The sequence below is a fragment of the Gilliamella sp. BG1 genome (assembly GCF_046635625.1).
Taxonomy (GTDB): Bacteria; Pseudomonadota; Gammaproteobacteria; order Enterobacterales; family Orbaceae; genus Gilliamella; species Gilliamella bombi.
Map to the genome: position 1 here is coordinate 1 of NZ_JBIDFG010000041.1, position 2,783 is coordinate 2,783.

Consider the following 2,783-nt stretch of genomic DNA (forward strand, 5'->3'; position numbering starts at 1 on the left):
AGTTGAAAGGTTAACCGAACAACGAAACTAAGCCTTAATGTAAGGGCTTTTTAGTAATCTAATCTCTTAATAGAGGATATAAAAATATGAATATTAATGAAGCTTTGAATGTATTAAATCTAAATGGCACTGTTAACATGGAAGATATAGCTAAAGCCTATAAACGACTTGCTATTAAGTATCATCCAGATCGTAATGTTGCAGGAGGGGAACTAATGAAAGTTATCAATTCGGCATATGAATTTTTAAAAAGTCTTGATCTGGATAGTATAACTCACACAGACGAAAACAATGCATATAATTATAGTGAAGATTTAGAAGTTGTTATTGATGAAGTTTTAAAAATGAACGGGGTTATTATTGAGGTTTGTGGCAATTGGGTATGGTTGTCAGGAGAAACTAAAACTTACAAAGAACAAATTAAAAGCTTGGGATTTCTTTGGGCAAGCAAAAAAACAAAGTGGTATTATAGACCGAGTGAACATAAAAGCCAACGAAAAAGAAAATCTTGGGAAATGGAAGAAATTAGAAATAAATACGGTTCATCAATAATTAAATCAAAAAGTTATCATTCTTCACTGTTAACCGCTTAATTTTTAATAATAAATAAAAATCCAAGATGTAAGTGCATCTTGGTTTTTTATTTGCTATTACAAATTTTTTTTAAAAACTTTTATTTTATTTGTTTTTTTACTTGCTTTTTTACATGTAATTTTATATAATAATTACAAGTTGAATGGTTAACCAAACAACGAAATTAAGCCCTAATGCAAGGGCTTCTAGAAAAAACTAATCTCTCAATAGAGGACTATTTTAATGTTAAATTCTAATGAACGTCTTGAGCAAATTTGCGATGAAGTTTTTTTAAAAGATTTAGGTGGTAATCCTTTTAACCAAAAATGGATTAAATCAAATTGTGATAATTATGTTAAGTCTATTTTATTTCATACGCGGATAAAAGGGGTAAAAATTACAGCTAGATTTCAATTGAAAAATAAAGATAGAGCTATTGCTTGGTTAATTATCGGAGATTCTGACATAGATAAACAAAATTGCATCTCATCTAATGAAATAACTTTTTCAATTTGGAAAAAGGGAAAATATTCAAAGGAATTTTTAAAAAGGTTAGGGATTGACAATTTATCGGAATATGTAGAAAAAATACTTTCAATAAGAGCAAGTAAAGAATCTTTAGCTAATGAATTAGCATATAAAGAAAATATTTTAAAACGATTTATAAATTTTAATAAAATGTGTCAAGAGCAAGGGCATTTTTCGTACTGGAGTGATGATTATAAAGTCGATATAAAAAATATTCATCACAAAAATGCTAGTCTAACTATTACTGCTGATGTTGATTTTATAATAAAAATTTGTGCACACATTGGAGGACTTATTAAAAATTAATAATTAATAATTAAGTTAAGCAGTCTACTGCTTGACTTAATAACATTATATAATTAATCAAATAATAGGTGATATATGAGATTTTTAAAAATGCAAGCTAATAAAGTGTTTAATCATCTTTTGCATCTCTCTGGACTTGTTGAACAGCTTGATATAGTTGTTGAGTTGATGAATAAAGCTGGTTATCAAGTTTCAATTAGTCAAATTAGAGATTGGAGAAGAAATAAAACAAGTAAAAATTATAGGGCGGTTCCCGATTTTGCTTTAGATGTGCTTTTTGATTATTTGTTTGAACAAAAAAGAAAAACACTTAGAAATAATTAAAGTAAAGCCTCAAAAAAAGGCTTTACTCTTTTTTATGCAGTTGAATAACGGCTTAACATTATTCTCCTTTATTATTACAAGTTTTCATAATTTGGCAACTTTTTTAGAACTTTGCTTAAAGGGTATTTTAAGAGCTGTTAAAAAAAATATTTTTTTACTTGCTTTTTTGCATGTTATTTTATATAATAATCATACTTAATATTTTACATTAATTAATAAAAGAGAGGAAAACAAAATGGCTAGCCGTGGAATAAATAAAGTAATTTTAGTTGGTAATTTAGGTCAAGATCCCGAAGTTCGTTACATGTCTAATGGTAACGCCGTTGCAAATATTAGTATTGCGACATCTGAAACATGGAAAGATAAGCAAACGAATGAAAGCCGTGAGAAAACTGAATGGCATCGTGTTGTTGTATTTGGTAAATTAGCTGAAATTGCGGGCGAATATTTAAAAAAAGGTTCACAAGTTTATCTTGAAGGACAATTACAAACTCGAAAATGGCAAGATCAGTCAGGACAAGATCATTACACTACAGAAGTTGTAATTAACCCTATTAGCGGTACTTTACAAATTTTAGGAACACGCAATAAAGGTGAAAACATGGGAGACGGCTCACAAAATTGGGGGCAAAGTGCCAATAACAATTCATCAGCTCCATCAGCTCCATCAGATCTACCTTCAGCTCCAATGGATTTTGATGATGATATTCCATTCTGATCTTAAACAACAAGAGAGGAGTAAATAGAATGAGTTTTAAACTACTATATTATGTTATTGGGGCAATTAGTTGGGCGCTCGCAGTTGCGGTAGACGTTTGGCTAGGGGTTTCTATACCAACTTTTTTAGTGATGTTTGTTTACTGTCATGCACTTGTTGCAGTGATGTTTTTATTTATTTTTATACTTACGGGGATTTATCAATCCAATAAAAATGATGGAAATCAATATTAAATAATAGGCAATCTCAATTTTGGTTTTTTTACGTAGTAAAAAATGAAAATTGAGATTCAGCAACGAGACGTCAGGCGAGGCGGTAGCAAACGATATTTTTT

Annotated in this window: 5 protein-coding genes; all 5 read left to right on the top strand. The window is 29.5% G+C overall.

Going from position 1 to position 2,783, the window contains the following annotated elements; all coding sequences use genetic code 11:
• Positions 1 to 86 precede the first annotated feature (86 nt).
• The 5 genes from ACGH80_RS11655 to ACGH80_RS11675 all read left to right on the top strand — a co-directional run bounded on the left by ACGH80_RS11655 (position 87) and on the right by ACGH80_RS11675 (position 2,682).
• On the top strand, positions 87 to 593 hold the full coding sequence (locus tag ACGH80_RS11655) for a J domain-containing protein (RefSeq protein WP_411578976.1): 507 nt from the start codon (positions 87 to 89) through the stop codon (positions 591 to 593).
• Between the two features lie 223 nt (positions 594 to 816).
• Positions 817 to 1,407: a hypothetical protein gene (locus ACGH80_RS11660; protein ID WP_411578977.1), complete on the top strand. Its 591-nt coding sequence runs from the start codon at positions 817 to 819 to the stop codon at positions 1,405 to 1,407.
• A 75-nt stretch (positions 1,408 to 1,482) separates the two neighbouring features.
• A complete protein-coding gene (locus ACGH80_RS11665; protein WP_411578978.1) occupies positions 1,483 to 1,731 on the top strand; it encodes a hypothetical protein in 249 nt (82 codons plus the stop codon).
• 235 nt (positions 1,732 to 1,966) lie between these two features.
• Positions 1,967 to 2,449, top strand: a complete 483-nt coding sequence (gene ssb, locus ACGH80_RS11670) for a single-stranded DNA-binding protein (RefSeq protein ID WP_411578979.1) — start codon at positions 1,967 to 1,969, stop codon at positions 2,447 to 2,449.
• Between the two features lie 29 nt (positions 2,450 to 2,478).
• The gene (locus ACGH80_RS11675; protein ID WP_411578980.1) at positions 2,479 to 2,682 is read left to right on the top strand and encodes a hypothetical protein; all 204 of its coding nucleotides are present in this window, start codon (positions 2,479 to 2,481) and stop codon (positions 2,680 to 2,682) included.
• Positions 2,683 to 2,783: the final 101 nt, after the last annotated feature.

Coding starts and splice junctions, on each gene's coding strand:
- ACGH80_RS11665 (WP_411578978.1), top strand. CDS start 1,483: ATGAGATTTTTAAAAATGCAAGCTAATAAAGTGTTTAATCATCTTTTG.
- ACGH80_RS11660 (WP_411578977.1), top strand. CDS start 817: ATGTTAAATTCTAATGAACGTCTTGAGCAAATTTGCGATGAAGTTTTT.
- ssb (WP_411578979.1), top strand. CDS start 1,967: ATGGCTAGCCGTGGAATAAATAAAGTAATTTTAGTTGGTAATTTAGGT.
- ACGH80_RS11655 (WP_411578976.1), top strand. CDS start 87: ATGAATATTAATGAAGCTTTGAATGTATTAAATCTAAATGGCACTGTT.
- ACGH80_RS11675 (WP_411578980.1), top strand. CDS start 2,479: ATGAGTTTTAAACTACTATATTATGTTATTGGGGCAATTAGTTGGGCG.